This window comes from Blastomonas sp. CCH9-A1 (assembly GCF_001557175.1).
Taxonomy (GTDB): Bacteria; Pseudomonadota; Alphaproteobacteria; order Sphingomonadales; family Sphingomonadaceae; genus Blastomonas; species Blastomonas delafieldii_A.
In genome coordinates this window covers 66,686-87,197 of the sequence record NZ_LSHM01000003.1, presented here as the reverse complement: position 1 = coordinate 87,197, position 20,512 = coordinate 66,686, and the positions used below count along the sequence as shown (strand labels likewise).

Annotated in this window: 21 protein-coding genes and 1 tRNA gene; 12 read left to right on the top strand and 10 right to left on the bottom strand. The window is 64.1% G+C overall.

Annotation, left to right across the window (positions count from 1 at the left end; genetic code table 11):
* Positions 1 to 121 precede the first annotated feature (121 nt).
* The 3 genes from fdxA to AX725_RS01245 all read right to left on the bottom strand — a co-directional run bounded on the left by fdxA (position 122) and on the right by AX725_RS01245 (position 3,479).
* The gene (gene fdxA, locus AX725_RS01255; RefSeq protein WP_060979427.1) at positions 122 to 460 is read right to left on the bottom strand and encodes a ferredoxin FdxA; all 339 of its coding nucleotides are present in this window, start codon (positions 458 to 460) and stop codon (positions 122 to 124) included.
* A 153-nt stretch (positions 461 to 613) separates the two neighbouring features.
* Complete coding sequence (locus tag AX725_RS01250; RefSeq protein WP_230962313.1) at positions 614 to 934, bottom strand: RNA-binding S4 domain-containing protein; 321 nt, start codon at positions 932 to 934, stop codon at positions 614 to 616.
* On the bottom strand, positions 927 to 3,479 hold the full coding sequence (locus tag AX725_RS01245; RefSeq protein ID WP_060979426.1) for a helicase-related protein: 2,553 nt from the start codon (positions 3,477 to 3,479) through the stop codon (positions 927 to 929). The genes AX725_RS01250 and AX725_RS01245 overlap by 8 nt, the downstream gene beginning before the upstream one ends.
* A 245-nt stretch (positions 3,480 to 3,724) precedes the next feature.
* On the opposite strand from AX725_RS01245, the gene AX725_RS01240 reads away from it, so the two are divergent.
* Positions 3,725 to 5,338 (top strand): M23 family metallopeptidase, encoded by a 1,614-nt coding sequence (locus tag AX725_RS01240; RefSeq protein ID WP_066113954.1) that lies wholly within the window; start codon positions 3,725 to 3,727, stop codon positions 5,336 to 5,338.
* Positions 5,339 to 5,637: 299 nt separating this feature from the next.
* On the opposite strand, the gene AX725_RS20805 is transcribed toward AX725_RS01240, so the two are convergent.
* Both AX725_RS20805 and xth read right to left on the bottom strand, forming a co-directional pair.
* Positions 5,638 to 6,579 carry a GAF domain-containing protein gene (locus tag AX725_RS20805; RefSeq protein WP_155645724.1) on the bottom strand — a complete coding sequence of 314 codons (942 nt, stop codon included), beginning with the start codon at positions 6,577 to 6,579 and terminating at the stop codon, positions 5,638 to 5,640.
* Positions 6,580 to 6,946: 367 nt separating this feature from the next.
* Positions 6,947 to 7,720, bottom strand: a complete 774-nt coding sequence (gene xth / locus AX725_RS01235) for an exodeoxyribonuclease III (RefSeq protein ID WP_060977574.1) — start codon at positions 7,718 to 7,720, stop codon at positions 6,947 to 6,949.
* 106 nt (positions 7,721 to 7,826) lie between these two features.
* On the opposite strand from xth, the gene AX725_RS01230 reads away from it, so the two are divergent.
* Both AX725_RS01230 and AX725_RS01225 read left to right on the top strand, forming a co-directional pair.
* Positions 7,827 to 9,233, top strand: a complete 1,407-nt coding sequence (locus AX725_RS01230) for a DUF4139 domain-containing protein (RefSeq protein WP_060977573.1) — start codon at positions 7,827 to 7,829, stop codon at positions 9,231 to 9,233.
* A gap of 140 nt (positions 9,234 to 9,373) precedes the next feature.
* Complete coding sequence (locus AX725_RS01225; protein WP_156440455.1) at positions 9,374 to 10,945, top strand: DUF4139 domain-containing protein; 1,572 nt, start codon at positions 9,374 to 9,376, stop codon at positions 10,943 to 10,945.
* Positions 10,946 to 10,971: 26 nt separating this feature from the next.
* Here the strand turns inward: AX725_RS01225 and infC are convergent, their stop codons facing one another.
* Positions 10,972 to 11,517, bottom strand: a complete 546-nt coding sequence (gene infC, locus AX725_RS01220) for a translation initiation factor IF-3 (protein ID WP_081096846.1) — start codon at positions 11,515 to 11,517, stop codon at positions 10,972 to 10,974.
* Between the two features lie 213 nt (positions 11,518 to 11,730).
* Here infC and AX725_RS01215 point away from each other — a divergent pair, with 213 nt between their 5' ends.
* The 3 genes from AX725_RS01215 to AX725_RS01205 all read left to right on the top strand — a co-directional run bounded on the left by AX725_RS01215 (position 11,731) and on the right by AX725_RS01205 (position 13,596).
* Positions 11,731 to 12,042 carry a GNAT family N-acetyltransferase gene (locus AX725_RS01215; RefSeq protein ID WP_060979754.1) on the top strand — a complete coding sequence of 104 codons (312 nt, stop codon included), beginning with the start codon at positions 11,731 to 11,733 and terminating at the stop codon, positions 12,040 to 12,042.
* Positions 12,043 to 12,105: 63 nt separating this feature from the next.
* Complete coding sequence (gene purU / locus AX725_RS01210) at positions 12,106 to 12,963, top strand: formyltetrahydrofolate deformylase (protein ID WP_060979755.1); 858 nt, start codon at positions 12,106 to 12,108, stop codon at positions 12,961 to 12,963.
* 45 nt (positions 12,964 to 13,008) lie between these two features.
* Positions 13,009 to 13,596: an NADPH-dependent FMN reductase gene (locus AX725_RS01205; RefSeq protein WP_060979756.1), complete on the top strand. Its 588-nt coding sequence runs from the start codon at positions 13,009 to 13,011 to the stop codon at positions 13,594 to 13,596.
* 15 nt (positions 13,597 to 13,611) lie between these two features.
* Here AX725_RS01205 and AX725_RS01200 read toward each other — a convergent pair.
* A tRNA-Thr gene (locus AX725_RS01200) sits at positions 13,612 to 13,686 on the bottom strand.
* A 140-nt stretch (positions 13,687 to 13,826) separates the two neighbouring features.
* Here AX725_RS01200 and AX725_RS21605 point away from each other — a divergent pair.
* Positions 13,827 to 13,961: a hypothetical protein gene (locus AX725_RS21605; RefSeq protein ID WP_269454094.1), complete on the top strand. Its 135-nt coding sequence runs from the start codon at positions 13,827 to 13,829 to the stop codon at positions 13,959 to 13,961.
* Between the two features lie 7 nt (positions 13,962 to 13,968).
* Here AX725_RS21605 and AX725_RS01195 read toward each other — a convergent pair whose 3' ends face one another.
* Positions 13,969 to 14,574 carry a DUF6445 family protein gene (locus tag AX725_RS01195; RefSeq protein ID WP_060979757.1) on the bottom strand — a complete coding sequence of 202 codons (606 nt, stop codon included), beginning with the start codon at positions 14,572 to 14,574 and terminating at the stop codon, positions 13,969 to 13,971.
* A gap of 102 nt (positions 14,575 to 14,676) precedes the next feature.
* On the opposite strand from AX725_RS01195, the gene AX725_RS01190 reads away from it, so the two are divergent.
* The 5 genes from AX725_RS01190 (at position 14,677) to AX725_RS01170 (ending at position 18,742) form a co-directional block, all read left to right on the top strand.
* On the top strand, positions 14,677 to 15,876 hold the full coding sequence (locus AX725_RS01190; protein WP_060979758.1) for an FAD-dependent monooxygenase: 1,200 nt from the start codon (positions 14,677 to 14,679) through the stop codon (positions 15,874 to 15,876).
* 60 nt (positions 15,877 to 15,936) lie between these two features.
* Entirely contained in the window at positions 15,937 to 16,377 is a 441-nt protein-coding gene (gene aroQ, locus AX725_RS01185; protein ID WP_060979759.1) for a type II 3-dehydroquinate dehydratase, read from the top strand.
* 159 nt (positions 16,378 to 16,536) lie between these two features.
* On the top strand, positions 16,537 to 16,998 hold the full coding sequence (accB, locus tag AX725_RS01180; RefSeq protein ID WP_196490429.1) for an acetyl-CoA carboxylase biotin carboxyl carrier protein: 462 nt from the start codon (positions 16,537 to 16,539) through the stop codon (positions 16,996 to 16,998).
* Positions 16,999 to 17,002: 4 nt separating this feature from the next.
* Complete coding sequence (gene accC / locus AX725_RS01175; RefSeq protein ID WP_060979761.1) at positions 17,003 to 18,364, top strand: acetyl-CoA carboxylase biotin carboxylase subunit; 1,362 nt, start codon at positions 17,003 to 17,005, stop codon at positions 18,362 to 18,364.
* 72 nt (positions 18,365 to 18,436) lie between these two features.
* The gene (locus AX725_RS01170) at positions 18,437 to 18,742 is read left to right on the top strand and encodes a hypothetical protein (RefSeq protein WP_060979762.1); all 306 of its coding nucleotides are present in this window, start codon (positions 18,437 to 18,439) and stop codon (positions 18,740 to 18,742) included.
* 104 nt (positions 18,743 to 18,846) lie between these two features.
* On the opposite strand, the gene AX725_RS01165 is transcribed toward AX725_RS01170, so the two are convergent.
* Complete coding sequence (locus tag AX725_RS01165) at positions 18,847 to 19,227, bottom strand: hypothetical protein (RefSeq protein ID WP_066117082.1); 381 nt, start codon at positions 19,225 to 19,227, stop codon at positions 18,847 to 18,849.
* A 76-nt stretch (positions 19,228 to 19,303) separates the two neighbouring features.
* Entirely contained in the window at positions 19,304 to 20,503 is a 1,200-nt protein-coding gene (locus AX725_RS01160; protein ID WP_208598077.1) for a dipeptidase, read from the bottom strand.
* Positions 20,504 to 20,512 lie beyond the last annotated feature (9 nt).

Below are 20,512 nucleotides of genomic sequence, written 5' to 3'. Positions count from 1 at the left end.
GAGGGGAATAGCTAGATTGTCGATGCCGGATAGCTCCCCTCCCTGCAAGGGAGGGGCTGAGGATGGGTAGGCGTACAACGCACGGGTCGATCAGCAAGACCGATCGAACCCACCCTGTCGATCAGTCGCCTTCGCCGGGTTCAGGCGAGAAATAGGCTTCGTACTTGCCGTCCTTGCCCTTGTACTCGTCCGCATCGGGCGGGCTGTCGCGCTTGACCGTGATGTTCGGCCATTCGGCGCTGTACTTGGTGTTGAGCTCGAGCCATTTTTCCAGGCCGTCTTCGGTATCGGGCAGGATCGCTTCGGCCGGGCATTCGGGTTCGCACACACCGCAGTCGATGCACTCGCTGGGGTTGATCACCAGCATGTTCTCGCCCTCGTAGAAGCAGTCCACCGGACAGACTTCGACGCAGTCCATATATTTGCACTTGATGCAGGCGTCGGTGACAACATAGGTCATCGGCTGTGATCGCTCCCCTGAATGCGTGCCGGCGCGCAAGGCCGGTCGGGCGTGGTGATGGCATGGTCATGCCGCAGTGATTCTGGGCGCCTTGCTATTGTGACAAGGCCGACGCGTCAATATGGCGCTGCCTTGGGGTGCCAAAGCCGTGCTTTAGCCGGTGGCGCGAACCTCGCCGGGTTCGCTGTAGCAGGCCAGCGCCTCGTCTGCCGGGCCGCGTCGCCAGGGCAGCTGATCGATCTGCAGCACCAGCACGCGCGAGCCTTGCGGCACGGTGAGGATATCGCCGCAGCGCACCGCGTGATGCGCCTTGACCACGCGATTGCCGTTGCTGCGGATCACCCCCTGTTCGGCGAGCATCTTGCCCTGCGACCGGCTGCGCACCAGCCGCAGATACCAGAGCAGCAGGTCCATGCGCATATGCGCGCCCGTGCTGCCGATCGATGAGGATGCTCCGCCGCCCTTTTCAGCCAATCGCCACCTTCCATTCCTTCAGCGCGGCAAAATGCCCCCGATTCTCGGGGCCCGCCGCTGGGACCTGAGCCTTTTTCCGCGCCAGCCCCCGCCAGCGCCATAACTTTTGCTTGTCCGCCGCGCCTTCGCCCTTGGCCGCGTCGCGCCGGAAGCCTGCCGCGCGCATCAGCCGTTCGGCATTGGCGGAACTCAGCCCCATCGAGATCGCGAGCGCAGGATCGATGGCGAAGCTCTGCGCCTCGCCCTTGCCGTCATGCGCGGCGCGGATCAGCTTTTCCGCCATATCGACGCGCAGCGCCTGATCGCCGAGCATGCGGTAGGCCGGGTGTCCCTCGCCCGGCAGCGCCGATGTCGGAACGACCGTGCGCAGGCTCTCGACGGCAGGATCAAGTGCTTGCGGCAGTACTGTGCCCGATCGCACCGCGCGCATCAGCCGCAGCATCGCCTGGCAATCCGGCCGGATCATCGCAGCGCAGAAAATGTCGAGACTGCCCAGACGCACGCCCAGCCGCTGCAGCACCTGCCGCGAAGGCGCATCGAGCGCGGCGATCAGCGGCTCGGCCTCGGTCCGCGCGATTGCCCCGCCTGCCTCGACCAGTTGCACCAGCAGCGCCCGCAACGGGCCCGAGCAGCGCCTGTCCTCCGCGGCCCTGGTCAGCGCACGGACCGGGCCAAGTGCCTTGCGCAGATGCGCTTCGAGCCAGGTACCGATATGCGCGAGCAGCGCCTCGCGATCGGGCCGCAGAATGGCATCGAGCGCGCGGTCGGGCTGGAAGCGCGGATGGCCGAGCGAAGCCCCGCGAACGAGCAGGCCTATGCGCTGCCCGCGCCAGAACATTGCCGGCCGCCCCTTGTCATCCGCGCCGATAGCGAGCGCCTTCGGCCCATCGGCGATCAGATCGCGCGCGCGCCGGGCGAGCAGGCCGGGCAGATGCCGGTCGGCAGCCGCGACGAGCAGCTTGCGATCGGCCAGCCGTGCCTGCGCGTCGACCACGAAGGCAAAACCGTTCAGATGCCCGATCGGCTCGCCATCGACGCAGATCGCATCGCCTTCTTCCAGCGTGACGGGCAGGAGCGACGCATCGCCGCCCAGGCCCCGCAGCAGCACCGCGGTGCGCCGGTCGACGAAGCGCTGCGCCAGCGCGCGATGCAGCGCATCGGACAATCGCTCCTCGACCTCGCGCGCGCGCCCCGCCATCTCGGCGGGATCGGCGAGCCAGTCGCGGCGCTGCGCGACATAGGCCCAGGTGCGGATCGCCGCGATGCGCGCGCCCAGCTTCTCGACATCGCCCTGCACCGAATCGAGATCGGCGATCTTGCGCGCGATGAAATCGACCGGAATGTGGCCCAGCCCCTGGCCCAGATGTTGCCAGAGCTGCGCGACGAAATTGGCGTGATGCTCCGCGCCACGATGCTGGAAATCGGGCAGCGAGCATACGGACCAGAAGCGCCGCACCGCAGCCGTTCCGCGCACGCTGGTCGCGACCTGGGAATCGTCGGCCAGGCGGCGCAGCACGGCAAGATCGATCGCTTCCGGCGCGGGTTTCAGCACCGGGCTCGAGGGCAACCGCTCGAGATCGGCGATCAAGGTGCCCAGGCTGTCGAAACGCAGCCGCGATTCGCGCCAGAACAGCGACTTGAGCGGCGGAAAGCTGTGCTGCTCGATCCGCTCGATCTCCTCGTCGGTGAACTGCGCATCGTGATGGCCGGCGACCGATCCGAAGGTGCCGTCGCGCTGGTGGCGCCCGGCACGTCCGGCGATCTGCGCCATTTCCGCCAGCGTCAGCCGCCGGCGGCGCGCGCCGTCATATTTGTGCAGCGAGGCAAAGGCGACATGCTCGACATCCATGTTGAGCCCCATGCCGATCGCATCGGTGGCGACGAGATAATCGACCTCGCCCGCCTGGTACATCGCGACCTGCGCGTTGCGCGTCGCGGGACTCAAGGCGCCCATTACCACCGCCGCGCCGCCGCGAAAGCGCCGCAGCATCTCGGCGACCGCGTACACTTCCTCCGCCGAGAACGCGACGATCGCGCTGCGCGGCGGCAGGCGCGAGAGCTTCTTGATTCCGGCATAGCTGAGCGTCGAAAAGCGCGGGCGGCCGATGATCTCCGCATCGGGCACCAGCGCGCGGATCATCGGCGCCATGGCTTCGGAACCCAGAATCATCGTCTCGTCGCGTCCGCGCGCGTTGAGCACCCGGTCGGTGAACACATGCCCGCGTTCGGGATGCGCGCCCAGCTGCGCCTCGTCGATCGCAACAAAGGCGAAATCGCGCCCTTTGTCGAGCGGCATGCTTTCGGCGGTCGAGAGGAACCAGCGCGCGCCAGGGGGCACGATCCGTTCCTCGCCGGTGACCAAAGCGACCTCGTGCGGTCCCTTGATCTTCACCACCCGGTCATAGACCTCGCGTGCGAGCAGACGGAGCGGAAAGCCGATCAGGCCGCTGGAATGCGCGCACATTCGCTCGATGGCGAGGTGCGTCTTGCCGGTGTTGGTCGGGCCCAGCACGGCTGTGACGGGGCTCGGCGAAAATCGGGTCATGGGAGCGGCCTCCAGCTCCCTACATCATGGCAGCTTCCCGCCATTGCAAGACCCGCATGCAAAGCCCTGTGGATAGGTTGCGCCGCTGATCGGGCTTCTTGCACCGCTCATCCCGCAGACAGGGTTTTACACCCCGGGTTAATTTGACTTTAACCGGTCATGTCCACACAGATTGCGGCGAGGAAAACGCCATCGCGCCGGTCTTTCGAGATCAGCACGGGAGGAATGGCGGCAAGGGGTCGGTCTTGTTTCAGCAACGCGAACAGCTTTTGGGGGCCGGTGCCGCCAGTGCCAGATTGTCGCTGGCCGATGTGCTCCCGACGCCGACCCGGCCCGCTCAGCCTGCCCCAGCCCAGCCCGCCCCGACGACCGGTATCAAGGCGCTCAAGGAGCGGATTTCCCGCACCCGCCAGTTCATCCACGACACCAACTGGACGCCCGATCTCGGTCAGAATATCGGCAGCCTCGAATGGTTTCGCGGGCTCGGCACCCTGTGCCTGCTGTGCACCGGAGCCTATGCCCTGTGGCCCGGCGTCAGCCCGATCGGCGCTGCCGCCACCGCGCCGGCCCCTGCCGCGCGCGAGGAATTGCGCAGCCAGACGATCATGCCGATGGCATTCGGCAGCGACACCGGGCACGCCATGGGCGCGACCGATGCCGTGGTCGCGCTGGCCCAGGCCCCCGAACGCCCAACGATCGAGCTCGCCGCCACCATCGGGCGCGGCGACAGCTTCCTGCGCGTGATGCAGCGCGCGGGCGTGGGCAGCGGCGATGCGCAGGCGGTGGCCAATCTCGTCTCCTCGGTGGTGCCGCTCGACGACATTCGCGACGGCACCCGCATCGACATCACCTTGGGCCGCCGCTTCGCGCGCAACCAGCCGCGCCCGGTCGAAAACATCGCCTTCCGCGCGCGCTTCGACCTCAATGTCGAGATCGTCCGCGCAGGCTCGGCGCTTGATCTGGTGCAAAAGCCGATCCTGGTCGATGCAACACCCTTGCGCATTCGCGGCACGGTCGGCTCCAGCCTGTACCGTTCGGCGCGCGCCGCAGGGGCACCGCCCTCTGCGATCCAGGCCTATCTGCGCACGCTGGCGACGCAGCTTTCGATCGGCAACGACATCCGCTCGACCGACCAGTTCGACATCATCGTCGACTACAAGCGCGCCGCCACCGGCGAGGTGGAGCTGGGCGATCTGCTCTATGCGGGCCTCGAGCGCAGCGGCAAGCCGCGCGCGCAGATGCTGCGCTGGAAGACTGGCAACAACGTTCAATGGTTCGAGGCCTCGGGCGTCGGCGAGACGCGCGGCGAGTTCGCCCGCCCCGTCAACGGTGCGGTGACATCGGGCTTCGGCTATCGCCGCCACCCGATCCTGGGCTTCCGCCGCATGCACAGCGGCATCGATTTCAAGGCAGGCACCGGCGCGCCGATCTATGCGACCGCCGACGGCGTGGTGAACTATGCCGGACGCAAGGGCGGCTACGGCAATTTCGTGCGCATCGCGCATGGCGGCAATATCGCCACGGGCTATGGCCATATGAGCCGCATTGCAGTGAGCAACGGCATGCGCGTGCGGCGCGGCCAGGTGATCGGCTATGTCGGTTCGACCGGCCTGTCGACCGGTCCGCACCTGCATTACGAACTCTATCGCGGTGGCCGCGCGGTCGATCCCAATTCGGTGAAGTTCACCACCCGTGCGCAGCTTTCGGGCAGCGAACTCGCGAATTTCCGCGCGCGGCTGAAGCAGCTGCTCGGCGTGACGCCCGGCGCGGCGCTGCAGTCGCTGGCCCCCGTACCGAGCGCTAAAACGACCGAACCCAAGCGCGAAATCGAGCGGATTGAGGGCACGACTATCGCCTGATCGGCTCCAAGCCGCTTCAATACTCATGCACGCGGGTCAACACTTCTGCGTTGGAAATCCAGCCAGGCTAGAGTGCCGTGACGCGACGCCTCCCAGTCAAAATTCTAGGTCGCCGCATCAGACGTGCCCGTCGAGCACTCAGTTGAGCAAGCTCAGTCTTTTCATCGCTGGAAGCAGTGCCGGCGGCAACCTTTGACAAAATGTCCTCCATCGCAAGATCGATGGTAAACTCTTCCGAAGGTGTTGTGTGGGTCATAATGCTCACAATGTTGCCCCTTCCCTATGAATTTTTTCTGAATCTAGGCTTGGTCGGACTGCTTGGCAAGCCGAGCCTGCACGGCAACGAACAGCGCTATAGCCCCAGCGAGAATTCTGGCACCCTCTGCGTTCTGAATTCCGGAGGCCTCAGGCGTAAAATGGTTTCGGCGATCTGATGTGGCAGTGACAACACCCCACGGTCGAGCATGCCCATCCACAAGAACGGGTACCGCAACGACCGATTGATAGCGAGAGCTATCGTAATCCCGCTTTCTGTGACCGATATTAAACAAGGTTCCAATTCTGTCGGATTGCAAATCCGGAACAATCACTTCAACTGCATTGGCGTAACAAACGCCGGCGACGCCGACGCCCTCGTCCCAGACCCTAGCCGTGTCCTTCGTGCACTCTATTGCACGAGCATGTCCTAGCAGTCGCAACTGATCGCGCGCTCCCGGCTTCCGTTCTGCAATGTAAACACAAATGGTCCACTCATCACTCCCAACCAAACCCATTGCCAACGAAAGCTGCCGCTTGCAATTTTCAAAAACACTGTCAACAAATGCTTCCTCTGACCCGATGTTTCGACAGATTTTATGCTCCAACAGCGCCCTAATTATACTGTTAACAACAATAAGATTTCTTGACTTATCCAAATCTTCATAAATCTCATATAATTCTGAGATATTACTGTTTATTTCATCATACTTTTTTTGAGACTCAAAAGCAATCTTTAGCTCTTCAGTTGAGTCTTGATCTTTTAGAGCAATCCAAATGGCAGATATGAAGACCACTATGCAACCAAGCATTCCAACGATTTGGGATGTTTTTGCACCAGCGTCATCAATATCTGAAAATTGAGCTAAACCAGCTACTAAAGATCCCCCCGTAAGAATAAATGCTTTAATGAGTCTGTTAGCCAATCCGACATTCGAAAAATGGCCAACTATACTTTCGTTGAGCTTAGCCTTTGTGTCTATCATGCTGACCGGAACCCCCACCACGAAGGCAGTGATATATCCTACATGTTAGCTACCATCAACCAATATACATGATACAAAATTTGTATGCAAAAGACCTATTTGCTCGATCACGAACATTCATTCAACCAAATCGACGACGCTTACACAAATGGGGCCATCAATTGCCTTCGCAATAACTAAACTACTGTATTTAATAGCAATTTAATCGAATATGCATTCTGTCGCGGCTGTATCACGGCATGTATCAGCGGTCTTTGCAAGGTTTGTGTGCAGCAAATTAACAACCCAAGAAAATCACTCAGGCGAACCAATTTGGCACCACGATTTGTCATATTCCAGAATGGAAGTCAGACAGTTGTCGCTCCAGTCAGCCCCTCAGCTCCACCCAGGTGGGCGCGTGGTCGCTGGCCTTTTCGCGACCGCGGTGGTCCTTGTCGACGCCGATCGCGCTCAGGCGGTCGGCGGCGGCGGGGCTGAGCAGAAGGTGATCGATGCGGAAACCGTGGTCGCGCTGCCAGGCGCCCGCCTGATAGTCCCAATATGTCCACACTCCGCCGCCGGGGCGTAGTGTTCCGATAGGGTCAGTCCAGCCGTCTGCAAGGATCCTTCGGTATCCGGCGCGACTTTCGGGCTGCATCAGCGCGTCGGATGCCATGGCGCGAACCGAATAGACGTCATTGTCGCGCGGGATGACGTTGTAATCGCCTGCCAGCACCGCAGGCACCTCTTCGGCCAGTATCTGCGCGGCCCGCTTGCGCAGGCGCTCCATCCAGCGCAGTTTGTAATCGAATTTCGGCCCCGGCTGCGGATTGCCGTTGGGCAAGTAGATGCACGCGACGCGAAGCCCGTGCACATCGGCCTCCAGATAGCGCGAATGCTCGTCCTCGGGTTCGCCCTCCAGCCCGCGCTGCACCTCGACCGGCTGCGCGTCGCGCGCCAGGATGGCGACGCCATTGAAGCCCTTCTGCCCGTGCCAGATCGCACCATAACCGAGCTTCTCGAACTCGGACGCGGGAAAGCCCTCGTCCTGCGTCTTGATCTCCTGCAGGCAGGCGACATGCGGGCGGGTCTCTTCCAGCCATTCGAGCAGGCGCGGCAGACGGGCCTTGATGCCGTTGATATTGTACGAGGCGATGCGCAACATGCGGTTGTCTTAGCCGCAGCACCGGCGCTTGCCCAGCCATTTAGCCCCTGTTCATTTGCGCCCGCATAAGCCACGATCCAGCGACATATCTGGGGAGGTCATCATGCGGCGTTCGTCTCGGTTCTCGATCGGAGCGGCCGCGCTCGGCCTGACTATTCTCAGCCCCGCGCTCGCCCAGGACGCGACCGATCCCAATGCGCCGAGCACGCAGGGCAATGTCTCGGTCACGGTCTATAACGGCGGCATCTCTTTGGTGCAGGACATCCGCAAGCTCAATATCGCGGGCGGCACCAGCCGGCTCGAATTTCCTGATGTCTCCGCGCAGATCCGGCCCGAAACGGTCAGCTTCGCCGCCGATGGCGCGACCATCGTCGAGCAGAATTTCGATTACGACCTGCTGACCCCCGGCAAGCTGATGGAAAAGGCGGTGGGCGAGACGATCACGCTCGTCCGCACCAATCCGGCGACCGGCGCGGAAACGCGCGAGCGCGCCAAGGTGCTGTCGGTGAACGAGGGCGTCGTCGTCCAGATCGGCAACCGTATCGAGGTGCTGCGCGACGATGGCCTGCCGGTGCGCGCGGTGTTCGACAAGGTGCCCGAGAATCTGCGCGCACGCCCGACATTGTCGATCACCGTGGACAGCCAGCGTGCAGGCCAGCGCGATGCGGCGATCCGTTATCTGACCGGAGGCCTTGGCTGGTCGGCGGATTATGTCGCCCTGTTCGATGAGGCCAAGGGCAGCATCGACGTGCAGGGCTGGGTGACGCTATCGAACAGCTCCGGCACCACCTATCGCAATGCCGATACGCTGCTGGTCGCAGGCGATCCGCAGGGTGCATCGGGCTTCGGCAGCCGGGGCCGCAACATCCGCAGCGCCGGGACCGAGACCGCGAACCGCGAGCGGCTGGGCGATTATTATCTCTATCCCGTTGGGCGCACGACCATCGCCGACCGCCAGACCAAGCAGGTCAACTTTCTCGACGTGCAGGGCGTGCCCGCGTCGCGTGCCTATGAATATCGGGTCGGCTGGCTGGCGAGCGTCAACGAACCGCGCAGTGCAGACACGGTCGTCAAGTTCAGCTCGAGCAAGTCGGGCGGCCTGGGCGATGCGCTGCCCGCCGGATCGGTGCGCTTCTACCAGCGCGACCAGCGCGGCGCGCCGCAGTTCATCGGCGAGAACGCGATCGACCACACACCGATGGGCAGCGCGCTGGCGCTCAAGACCGGCGAGGCGTTCGACGTGAAGGTCAAGAGTACGGTGGTCGAGCGCAAGCGGCTTTCGAGCACGAAATGGCAGACCAGCATGCGCTACGAGCTCACCAATGCGCGCGACGCTGCGGTGGTGGTGGACCTGATGCAGGCGGGGCTCGACTTCGGCTGGACCGACACGCGGGTGGTGACCGAGAGCCTGAAGAGCGAACGGCGCAACAGCAATGCGGTGGTCTGGGCGGTGAATGTGCCTGCCAATGGGACGGCGGAGGTGACCGCGACCTTCGAGACGCGGTCTTGATCTGAGATCTCGAAATGCGCCACAAGCCACCCGCCTCCTTTCCGTTTGTCCCAAGCGAAGTCGAGGGACGTAATCGGCGAGGGTTGCGTGCCGTCCCTCGACACGCTCGGGACAAACGGGGGTGGGTGCTGGGGTCTTTGATGGCATTGATCTTGGCTGGAGTTGGAGTGGTCCTTACCCCCGCCCAGGCCCAAACCCGCCCCGAAGTCGTCTCGCCTAAGCCCGGTTCCGTCGCGGTCACCATCTATCGCGATCCGCAGCGCGGCAATGGCGGGGGGATGAACCTCAATTTCCTCAACGGTTTCGCGGTCGTCACCGAAAAGCGCACGATCAGCGTTCCCGCAGGCCCCTCGACGATCCGCTTTGCGGGCGTCGCGGAAGGGATGGTCGCGGTCTCCGCCGTGATCCGCGGTCTGCCCGGCGGGATCATCGAGCAGAATCGCGACAAAAAGCTGCTCTCGCCTGGCGCGCTGGTCGATGGGTCGCTCGGCAACCGGGTGACGCTGCAACGCACCGATCCGGCGACCGGCGAGCGGACCGAGCAGCAGGCGGTGATCCGCAGCGGATCGCGCGGCGCGCTGGTGGTCCAGACCGATAGCGGCATCGAGGCGCTGCAATGTTCCGGCCTGCCCGAGCGGGTCGTCTATACCGACCTGCCCGCCGGGCTGTTCGCAACGCCCGTGCTGTCGGTCGACACCGTCTCGCCCGAGGCCGCAACGGTCGAGGTGACGTTGACCTATCTCGCCTCGGGCTTCGACTGGAACGCCGATTATGTCGTGAAGCTGGGCGCGGACGGAAAGTCGCTCGACCTGTTTTCCTGGCTGACGCTGGCCAATGGCAATGGCGAGAGCTTTGCCGATGCCGAGCTGCTGGTGATCGCGGGCACGCTCAACACCCGCCAGCCGATGCGCAATCTGGCGGATCGGCCCCGCGCGGCACCACTCGCTATTCAGTGCTGGCCGCAGGGCAGTACGGCGGAAGGCATGGCCTATCCCGTGCCGCCTCCCCCGCCTCCGCCTCCGCCTCCACCGCCTGCCCCGGCGATGATGGCGCGGACGGGCGCGGTGCGCGGCGAGGCGATGGACATCATGGTCACCGCCTCGCGCAATGTGGAGGCAGAGCTGGAGGCTTTGGGAGATCTGAAGCTCTACCGCGTCCCCTTCCGCTCGACCGTTGCGGCCAGGGGGCAGAAGCAGGTGCGGCTGCTCGCCAAGCAGAACGTGCCCGCACGGCTGGTCTTTCGCGGCAACGCGATGGGCTATGGCGAGGGCGAGCCGCGCGCCCTCCAGATCGAGCTGCGCATGGACAACAAGACCGCGAGCGGCCTCGGCCTGCCGCTACCTTCGGGCCGCATCGCGGTGTTCGACCGGGATGGCGGCAACGGCCTGCTGATCGGCCAGGGCCGGATGCGCGATTATGCGGTGGGGCAGGAGGTGAAATTCACCATCGGCGCCAGTCCGGCGGTGCGGCTGGCATCGACGCGCAAGATAGTGGCGGCCAAGGGTGGCTGGGACGGCTATGCGCTCGAACTCACCAATGCCAGTGCCGAACCCGTCACCGCCGAAATCGATCTCGCTCAAATCGCCGATACCGATATCCGCAATGCCACGGGCAAGCTGATTCGCAAGGACGGCAAGCATGTCTGGCAGGTGACCGTGCCCGCCAATGACCGTGCCACGATCAGCTACCAGAGCCGCTCGAAATATCGCTGAGCGCCGATTGCGGCGCCAGCACGCCCTTATTTGGGTGCCAGCACCATCAGCATCTGGCGGCCTTCCATACGCGGATAGGCTTCCACCTTGGCGGTTTCCTTGACGTCTTCCTGCACGCGCTGGAGCAGGGCCATGCCAAGCTGCTGGTGCGAGAGTTCGCGGCCGCGGAAGCGCAACGTCATCTTGACCTTGTCGCCCTCTTCGATGAACGCATGCACCTTCTTCATCTTGACCATATAATCGTGGTCATCAATGTTCGGACGCATCTTGATCTCCTTGATCTCCTGCGTCTTCTGGTTCTTGCGCGCGGCATTGGCCTTTTTCTGGGCCTCGTACTTGTACTTGCCGACATCGAGGAACTTGGCGACGGGCGGCTCGGCATTGGGCGAGACCTCGACCAGGTCGAGACCCACCGCTGCGGCACGCTCTATCGCATCTGCTGTACGCAATACGCCAAGATTTTCGCCATTCTCATCGATCACCCGAACCTGGGGCGACTGGATGAACTGATTGAAGCGCGGGCCGGATTTGGGTGGCAGAACAAGGCCGCGACGGGGTGCTGGCGGACGTATAGCGAATTCTCCTGATGTTTCTTCGAGCGCGCGATATAAGCCAAGTCGGCTGATAGATAAAGGGTTTCGTGCGGATGGCGCGGCAGGCCCGCCGCCAGAATCATGGCAAGCGTTGCAATCGCGCAACGATTGGACGCCCCCGGGCGTCTTCTTGCCGATCCCTCATGCCCGCTCCATATCGGGCCGGGCGATGATTTCGCAAGGAGCAGCCGCATGGACAGTCCCCAACAGATCACGATCGATCACGAAACCGCAGGCCAGGACGGGCGCTTCGTCTACCGCGCCGAGGGCGCCGAGGCGGAACTGACCTATGCCGAAGCACCGGCGGTCGGCGGCGTGCGACGCGTGAGCGCCGACCACACTTATGTACCCGATTCGATGCGCGGCCAGGGCATTGCCGGCAAGCTGGTAGATACGCTGATCGATACGGCGCGCGCGCAGGGCTGGAAGGTGATTCCCCGCTGCAGCTATGTCGTCGCCGCGTTCCAGCGTCATCCGGAATGGAAGGACGTGCTGGCAGATTAAGGCTCGACGCAGGGCCACGCTCTTGGCAACAGCATGGGATCCAATGCGAACCCAAGGCCGATCATGAGCGACGCACTGCATATCCTGACCCTGTCCTGCCCCGACCGCCCCGGCATTGTCAGCCGCGTCACCGGCCTGCTGTTCGCCACCGGCGGAAACATCCGCGAGGCCGCGCAGTTCGAGGATCAGGAGACCGGGCGCTTCTTCATGCGGGTGGTCTTCACCCTGCCCGACACATTGACCGCGGCGCTCGATGCACGCTTTCAGGACCTCGGGCAGGAATATGCGATGGACTGGTCGCTCCGCCTTGCCGACACGCCGCGCAAGGTGCTGATCCTCGTCTCCAAGTTCGACCATTGCCTGGCCGACCTGCTCTATCGCTGGCGAATCGGCGAATTGCAGATGGATGTCGTCGGCATCGTCTCCAACCATCCGGTCGAGTCGCTGGCCGGGCTGGACCTTGGCGGCATTCCCTTCCACCACCTGCCCGTCACGCGTGAGACCAAGGCCGAGCAGGAGGCCGAAATCAAGCGCGTGGTCGAAGAGACCGGGGCCGAGCTGGTCGTGCTCGCGCGCTACATGCAGATCCTCTCCGACGATCTTGCCGCGTTCCTTTCGGGCCGCTGCATCAACATCCATCACAGCTTTCTGCCCGGTTTCAAGGGGGCCAAGCCCTATCATCAGGCGCATGCGCGCGGGGTGAAGATGATCGGTGCGACCGCGCATTATGTCACCGCCGATCTCGATGAAGGTCCGATCATCGCGCAGGATGTCGAGCAGATCACGCATGCCGATTCGCCCGAGACGCTGGTGCGCAAGGGCCGCGACATCGAGCGCCGCGTGCTCGCGCGCGCGGTGCGGCACCATCTGGCCGATCGGGTGCTGCTCAATGGAACCAAGACGGTGGTGTTTACCGATTGAACCGTCCGGCAGTCCGACCGTATCGTTCGCGACAGGAGATTGCCGATGAAGAAACTGCTGGTGCTCTATGGGTCGTATCGCTCGGACCGGGCGGGGATCCGGCTCGCCGACTATTGCGTGCGCCGCTTTGCCGAGCGCGGGGTCGATGCCGAATTGATCGACGCCAAGGCGGTCGGGCTGCCGATGCTCGACCGGATGTACAAGGAATACGAGCCCGGCACCGCGCCGGTGGCGATGGAGGATCTGGCGAAAAAGATCGAGGCGGCGGACGCGTTCCTGTTCGTCGCAGGCGAATATAACTGGGGCGTGCAGCCGGGTCTCAAGAACCTGACCGACCATTATCTGGAACAGTGGTTCTGGCGGCCCGCCGCGCTCGCCACCTATTCCGCCGGGCGCTTCGCCGGCGTGCGCGCCGGCCAGGCCTGGCACCCGACCTTGTCCGAAATGGGTATGGTGGTGATCCCCAGCATGCTCTCAGTGGGGCAGATCACGCAAACGCTCGACGAGCAGGGCCAGCCGATCGGCTCGGGCGGCGCATCGCTGGAGCGGAGCTTTGGCAAGTTCGCCGACGAACTGACCTGGTGGGCAGACGCGGCAGCGGCCCAGAAGGAACGCGTCAAACCGCCTTATTGATGGGGATTGGCGAAATGGTGCTGCTGGGGAGGATTGAACTCCCGACCTCAGCCTTACCAAGGATGCGCTCTACCACTGAGCTACAGCAGCACACCATTTCGCAGGCTTGCAAGAGCGGATCGCTGTGGCTGCCCGCTCGCAAGGCCTGCGCCTATGCGCAGGTGCCGATGGTTTGTCAACCCTCGCCGGTCTTGCCAAATGCGCCGGTGCGACGATATGCAGCAAAGCCGATGGAAAAGCCGCTCACCCCGCCGAAACCGAGCCCCGCAGAAGAGCGCAAGGCGAGGCTTGCCGCCAATCTGCGCGAAAATCTGCGCCGCAGAAAGGCGCAAGCGCGTGCGATGAATGCGAACGGCGAATCGTAAGGTCCGGTCAGCCGCGCGCGTAGAATTGCAGATGGACGAGGCGGCCGTTCTCGCCGGTGGTGCCGAATCCGTCCGCCGAATTGTGGAACAGCCAAGGGCTGAACAGGATCAGCCGGTTGAACCGCATCGGCACGCGCATCACGCGCTCCCATTTCGCGGCGTGGAAGGTGTCGCGGTTGACGACATCCTCGACCAGGGCGTTGGCATCGGCATAGCCGCTTTGCGCCAGGGCCAGCGGGTCGGTCGGCACTTTTTCCAGCCCGGTGCGCTTGTGGCGGAAGAAATCGGTGCCGCCGCGCGCGTCCTCGTCGCGGCTGAGATACAGGATGCCCGAATAGAAGCACGGGTCGATATGCACGCCGCTGACCCCGCGATCGCCCTTGAGCGTCAGGCGGCAATGGCCATGCGTGGTTCTAGGCTGCGGCACGACGGGCACGCCGATGATCCGCGCCACCGCCGCCTCGAGCCCGGCAATCGAGAGCGGCGCGGACGAGAGCGTGCCGGGATAATTGCCCTTGCGGGTCGCGGGGTCATAGCCGAGGCCGAGCGCGGCGGCACGCGCGCCGTGCGGATCGGCCAGGAAATCGTCTATGATGAGCAGCGAGGGCAGCATGGCCGCTGGCATAGCGGCGGATGGCGAACTGCGAAAGCCAGGGCGTTGCATGAATTGCACGCTGCGCTAGACAGGCCTCATGCCCTCGCCCCGGACCCTGACATGCGCATCCTGATCGCCGGCGCAGGTATTGCCGGGCTCGCCGCCGCGCTTGCGCTGGCGCGCAAGGGGCATGCAGTGCAGGTCATCGAGCAGGCGGCAACGCTCGAAGAGGTCGGCGCAGGGCTGCAACTCGGCCCCAATGCGATGCGCGTGCTGAGTGCGCTGGGCGTCGACGATGCGGTGGCGTGCGCGGGCCAGACCCCGGCAGCCATCACCCTGCGCGATGGGCGCAGCGCGCGCGAGATCCTGAAAATCCCGCTGGGCGATGCAGCCAGGCGGCGCTGGGGTGCAGCCTATTTGACGTTGCACCGCGCCGATCTGGTGGCGATCCTGGCCGAAGCGCTCGAACAGGTGCAACCCGGTGCGCTGCACCTTGGCATGGGACTGACCGAAATCGACATTCGCGCAGAGGGCGCCGCGATCACCACCGCAACGGGTGAAACGCTGACCGCCGACCTGCTGATCGGCGCCGACGGCATCCGTTCGATGGTCCGCGAACATCTGTTCGGAGCGGACACCCCGCGCTTTACCGGCCATGTCGCCTGGCGCGCGCTGGTGCGGATCGATTCCGCCGATCCGGCTGCGCCGCCGCCCGGCGTGGGGGCCTGGCTCGGGCCGCGCCGCCATGCGGTGACCTATCGCATCCGCCCCGACATGGTGAATCTGGTCGCGGTGACCGAACAGGCCGACTGGCGCGAGGAGGGCTGGAACCTGCCCGGCGATGCCGACCGGTTGCGCGCCGATTTCGCCGGGTGGAGCGCGCTTGCCCCTCTGCTCGCGCGGGTCGAACAACCGTTGCGCTGGGCGCTGTTTGATCGCAAGCCGATGCGCGCCTGGCACCGGGACCGCGCGGTGCTGATCGGCGATGCCTGCCATCCGATGCTGCCGTTCCTGGCGCAAGGCGCAGCGATGGGGATCGAGGACGGCTTTGCGCTCGCAGAATTGCTGCCGCTCGAACCGCAGCACATCGAACCCGCGCTCGCCCGCTTCTTCGCGCTGCGCCAGCCGCGCACCGCGCGCATCCAGGCGATGGCGCGATCGAACGGGGTGGATTTTCACGAGGGCAATCCGCTCGCAACGCTGGCGATGCGGCTGCCGCTCGGCCGCGCCGCCAGCGCACGCCCCGATGCGATGATGGCGCGCTGGGACTGGCTCTACGGTGGCGGTCCCATGAGCGTCCGCAGCGGGATTCTTGCCTAAGCGGGCGGTTTCCCGCATAGGGGCCTCTCGCGGCATCCGGCCAGCGAACGGAAAGTCCCCATGGCCGAACACCCCACCATCTTCGTTCTCAACGGTCCCAATCTCAACCTGCTGGGCCTGCGCGAGCCGGAAATCTACGGCTCGGACACGCTCGATGATATTGCCGACCGGCTCGAAGATCGCGCCCAGACGCTCGGGCTTTCCATCGACATGCGCCAGTCCAACCATGAGGGCCATCTGGTCGACTGGCTGCACGAGGCGCAGGCGACCGGGGCGAAAGCGGTGCTGCTCAACGCGGGCGCCTATACGCACACGTCGGTGGCACTGCTCGATGCGATCCGATCGATCACCACACCGGTGATCGAAGTGCATCTGTCCAACCCGCTCACGCGCGAGGAATTTCGTCACGTCTCGTTCGTCGGGCGCGCAGCGAAAGGCACGATCTGCGGCTTCGGCGCAACGTCTTATCTATTGGCGCTGGAGGCCGCAGCGCAGTTATGAGCTTTGACGCCCCCGCGTCTGCTGGCATGATGCGGGTGAGCGATTGAAATTACGCACGGGAGCAGCCAAAGAGCCGCCCCTGATCAAAAGCAGAATAAAGGGCGCAGGACCATGGCATCACCAAGCGGCAAAAGCAGCAACAACAAACAGGGAGGCGGCATGAACATCGACAGCAAACTGGTGCGCGAACTGGCAGAACTGCTGGGCGAAACGGGCCTGAGCGAGATCGAGGTGGAAGACGGCGATCGCAAGATCCGCGTCGCGCGCACGATCAGCGCCGCACCGGTCGCCAGCGTCGCGGTCCCCGCGGCACCCGCACCCGTTGCTGCCCCGGCCGCCGCACCTGCAGCCCCGGCTGCGCCTGCAGAGCCCGCCGCGCCCTCGATGGCCAATGCTGTCAAGTCGCCGATGGTCGGCACCAGCTATCTCGCGCCCGAGCCGGGTGCTGCGCCGTTCGTCAGCATCGGTGCGACGGTCAAGATCGGCGATCCGCTGCTGATCATCGAGGCGATGAAGGTGATGAACCCGATCACCGCCGAGCGCGCGGGCAGGGTGACCGCGATCCTGGTCGAGGATGGCCAGCCGGTCGAGTTCGACCAGCCTCTGGTCGTCATCGAGTAAGCCCATGGCCATCAAGAAGATCCTGATCGCCAATCGCGGCGAAATCGCGCTGCGCATCCATCGTGCGGCGCACGAGATGGGCATCAAGACGGTCGCGGTGCACTCCACCGCCGATGCCGATGCGATGCACGTGCGCCTGGCGGACGAAGCCGTGTGCATCGGCCCGCCGCCCGCAGGCCAGAGCTATCTCAACATCGCCAACATCATTTCTGCAGCGGAAATCAGCCAGGCCGACGCGATCCATCCGGGCTATGGCTTCCTCTCGGAAAACGCCAAGTTCGCCGAGATCGTCGAGGCGCACAAGATCATCTGGATCGGCCCCAAGCCCGAGCATATCCGGACCATGGGCGACAAGGTCGAGGCCAAGAAGACCGCCGGCGCGCTGGGCATGCCGCTGGTCCCCGGATCGGACGGTGCGATCAAGGACATCCACGAGGCGAAGATCATCGCGGCATCGATTGGCTATCCGGTGCTGATCAAGGCGGCATCGGGCGGCGGGGGGCGCGGCATGAAGGTCGTGCCGAGCGAAGACCAGCTCGAAACGCTGATGCAGCAGGCGGGCAGCGAGGCCAAGTCGGCCTTCGGTGACGACACCGTCTATATGGAAAAATATCTCGGCAACCCGCGCCATATCGAGTTCCAGATCTTCGGCGACGGCAAGGGCAATGCCATTCACCTCGGCGAGCGCGATTGCTCGCTGCAGCGCCGCCATCAGAAGGTGCTCGAGGAAGCGCCCTCGCCGGTCATCACGCCCGAAGAGCGCGCGCGCATGGGCGCGGTCGTCACCAAGGCAATGGCCGATATGGGCTATCGCGGCGCGGGGACGATCGAGTTCCTTTGGGAAAATGGCGAATTCTACTTCATCGAGATGAACACCCGGCTTCAGGTCGAGCATCCGGTGACCGAGGCGATCACCGGGGTCGATCTGGTGCGCGAACAGATCCGCATTGCCGAGGGGCATCCGCTCTCGGTCAAGCAGGACGAGATCGAGTTTCGCGGCCATGCCATCGAATGCCGCATCAATGCCGAGGACCCACGTACGTTCGCGCCGTCACCGGGCCTGGTCAGCTATTACCATCCGCCCGGCGGCATGCATGTGCGCGTCGATAGCGGGCTGTACGCCGGCTACAAGATCCCGCCCTATTACGACAGCATGATCGCCAAGCTGATCGTCTATGGCCGCACCCGCCAGGGCTGCATCATGCGGCTGAAGCGCGCGCTCGAGGAATTCGTGGTGCAGGGCGTCAAGACGACGATCCCGCTGCACCAGGCTTTGCTCGACGAGCCCGATTTCCTGTCGGGCGAGTACACGATCAAGTGGCTCGAGCAATGGCTCGCCGAGCTGGAGGCCGAGGAAAAGGCCTGACCTGCCAAAGACCTATGCTGCACCGCACAATTTTTCGTTGAAACGCGGTGCGGCATTGGTCATATTGGTGCGATGGATACAAACAAGACCGTGCTGGAAGCCATCGCGCTGCGCAAATGCCTCGAGGCGACCTATAACCGCCAGCGCATCCGGCTGGCGCCGCACATCCTGTATACCAAGCACGACCAGCTCTATCTCGATGGCGTGACGCTCGAACGCGACGGCAAGCCTCCGCGCGAGCTCAAGGTCAGCGCGTTCAAGCTCGACGGATTGGGCGATATGGCGCTGACCGCGCATGAGTTCGACCTGCAGCCGGTGTTCAATCCCGACGAGGAGCGCTATCAGGGCAAGACGCTGTTCGCGGTGGAAATGGCGTAACCTTACAGCTGCCCAGTTTCGTCACCCCCGCGCACGCGGGGCTCGCGCTTCCTTCGGCAACATGGGCGAAAAAGCGGGATTCCCGCGTTCGCGGGCATGACGGGTTACTGCTTTTCGAGGCTCAGCGAGGCGTCGTCGATCGTCAGGCTGAGGCGGCGCGGATCGCGCTGGTTCTCGATCAGGAAGACATGCGGCCCGCTGCTCGCGAGGATCGCGTCCATCGCGCGTTCGATGGGGATTTCGACCTTGGGGATGCGCGCGCAGTCGCAGGCAATCGCCACCCGGTCCTTGGCGACACGAGTCACGGTGATCGTCACCCCCGATTTCGAGGACCCGCGCGCATCGGAAATGATGTCGCCGACATAGGTCCCCGCGACCAGATCAGCGAGATCGGGCTTGCGTTCGGGCGCGGCCAGCGAGGCCGTGGACAGCGACACCAGGGCCGCGAGCAGCATCGCAAAGGAGCTCGAAATCCGACGCGTCATGGCCTTCTCCCGTCCGGTCTGCTCCGAGAGCTTATCGCAATTCCGCGCTCAAGGCACGCAAATAGCCCTGGACCCCCTATTTGCCCGCGACGCGCTCCACCTCGGCCATCACGCGCAGCACATTGCCGCTCCAGATCTTCTCGACATCTTCGCGCGACAGGCCGCGTGCCAGCAGCGCCTCGGTGATCTTCGGGATCTGGTTGATCTGGTTGAGGCCGATCACCCCGCCGCCACCATCCCAATCCGCGCCGATGCCGACATGATCGACCCCGAGCAGATCGATGCAATAGAAGATCGCCTGCATGTAGCGGTCGAAATCGGTATCGGAACGCGGCTCGGCAGCGTTCGCCTCGGCCCATTGCTTCATCAGCGCGGCGCGTTCTTCGGGCGGCAGGCTATCGGCGGTCTCGATTTGCGGACGCAGCGCATCGACTGTCGGACGCGGCTTGTCGGGCGACAGGAACAGGCTGTTGACCTGGATCACCCCGCCCTTGGCCGCGAGCGCCTTGAGCCGCGCGTCATCGAGGTTGCGCGGATGGTCGTGCAGCGCCTTGGGGCCCGAATGCGACAGGATGATCGGGGCTTTCGAAAGCTCGAGCAGCTGGTCGAAGCTGCTGTCGGCGGCATGACTGCCATCGATGATGATGCCCAGCCGGTTCGCCTCGCGCACCCAGGCCTTGCCGAGATCGCTGAGGCCCCCGTGCAGCGCCTCGCCATTGGTCGAATCGGCGAGCTGGTTGGTGCCATTGTGCACCGGCCCCGCCATGCGCAGGCCAAGCTGGTAGAAGGCATCGAGATTGGCAATGTCGTTGCCGAGCGGATAGCTGTTTTCCATCGACAGATAGACCACGCGCTGCCCCGCTGCGGCGATACGCGCGGCATCCGACGATTTGGTCGCGATGGCAAAGCTTTGCGGATTGGCGGCGACGAAATCGTGGATCTGGTGCAGCCGCTTGAGCGCATGCGCCAGCGCCACCGCATAGCCCCGCGCGTCATTGGGGCCCTGATCGGTATAGATCACCCAGAAGCCCCCATCGAGGCCGCCTTCGATCATCCGCGGCAGATCGACCTGCGTCGTATCGTGCAGCACATCGTGCCGGTCGGTGATGCGCCAGCCGGGCTGGTCGAGATTGGCCGGGCTGTCGAGATGCGTGTCGAGCGTCAGGATCGACTGGTGGATTGCGGCAGGGTCGCTGGCGTCCTGCGCAGCTACAGGACCTGCGATACAGGCCGCAGCCAGCATCAGCCCCAGCATATGCCGGTGCGTCGATTTCATGTGCTTTCC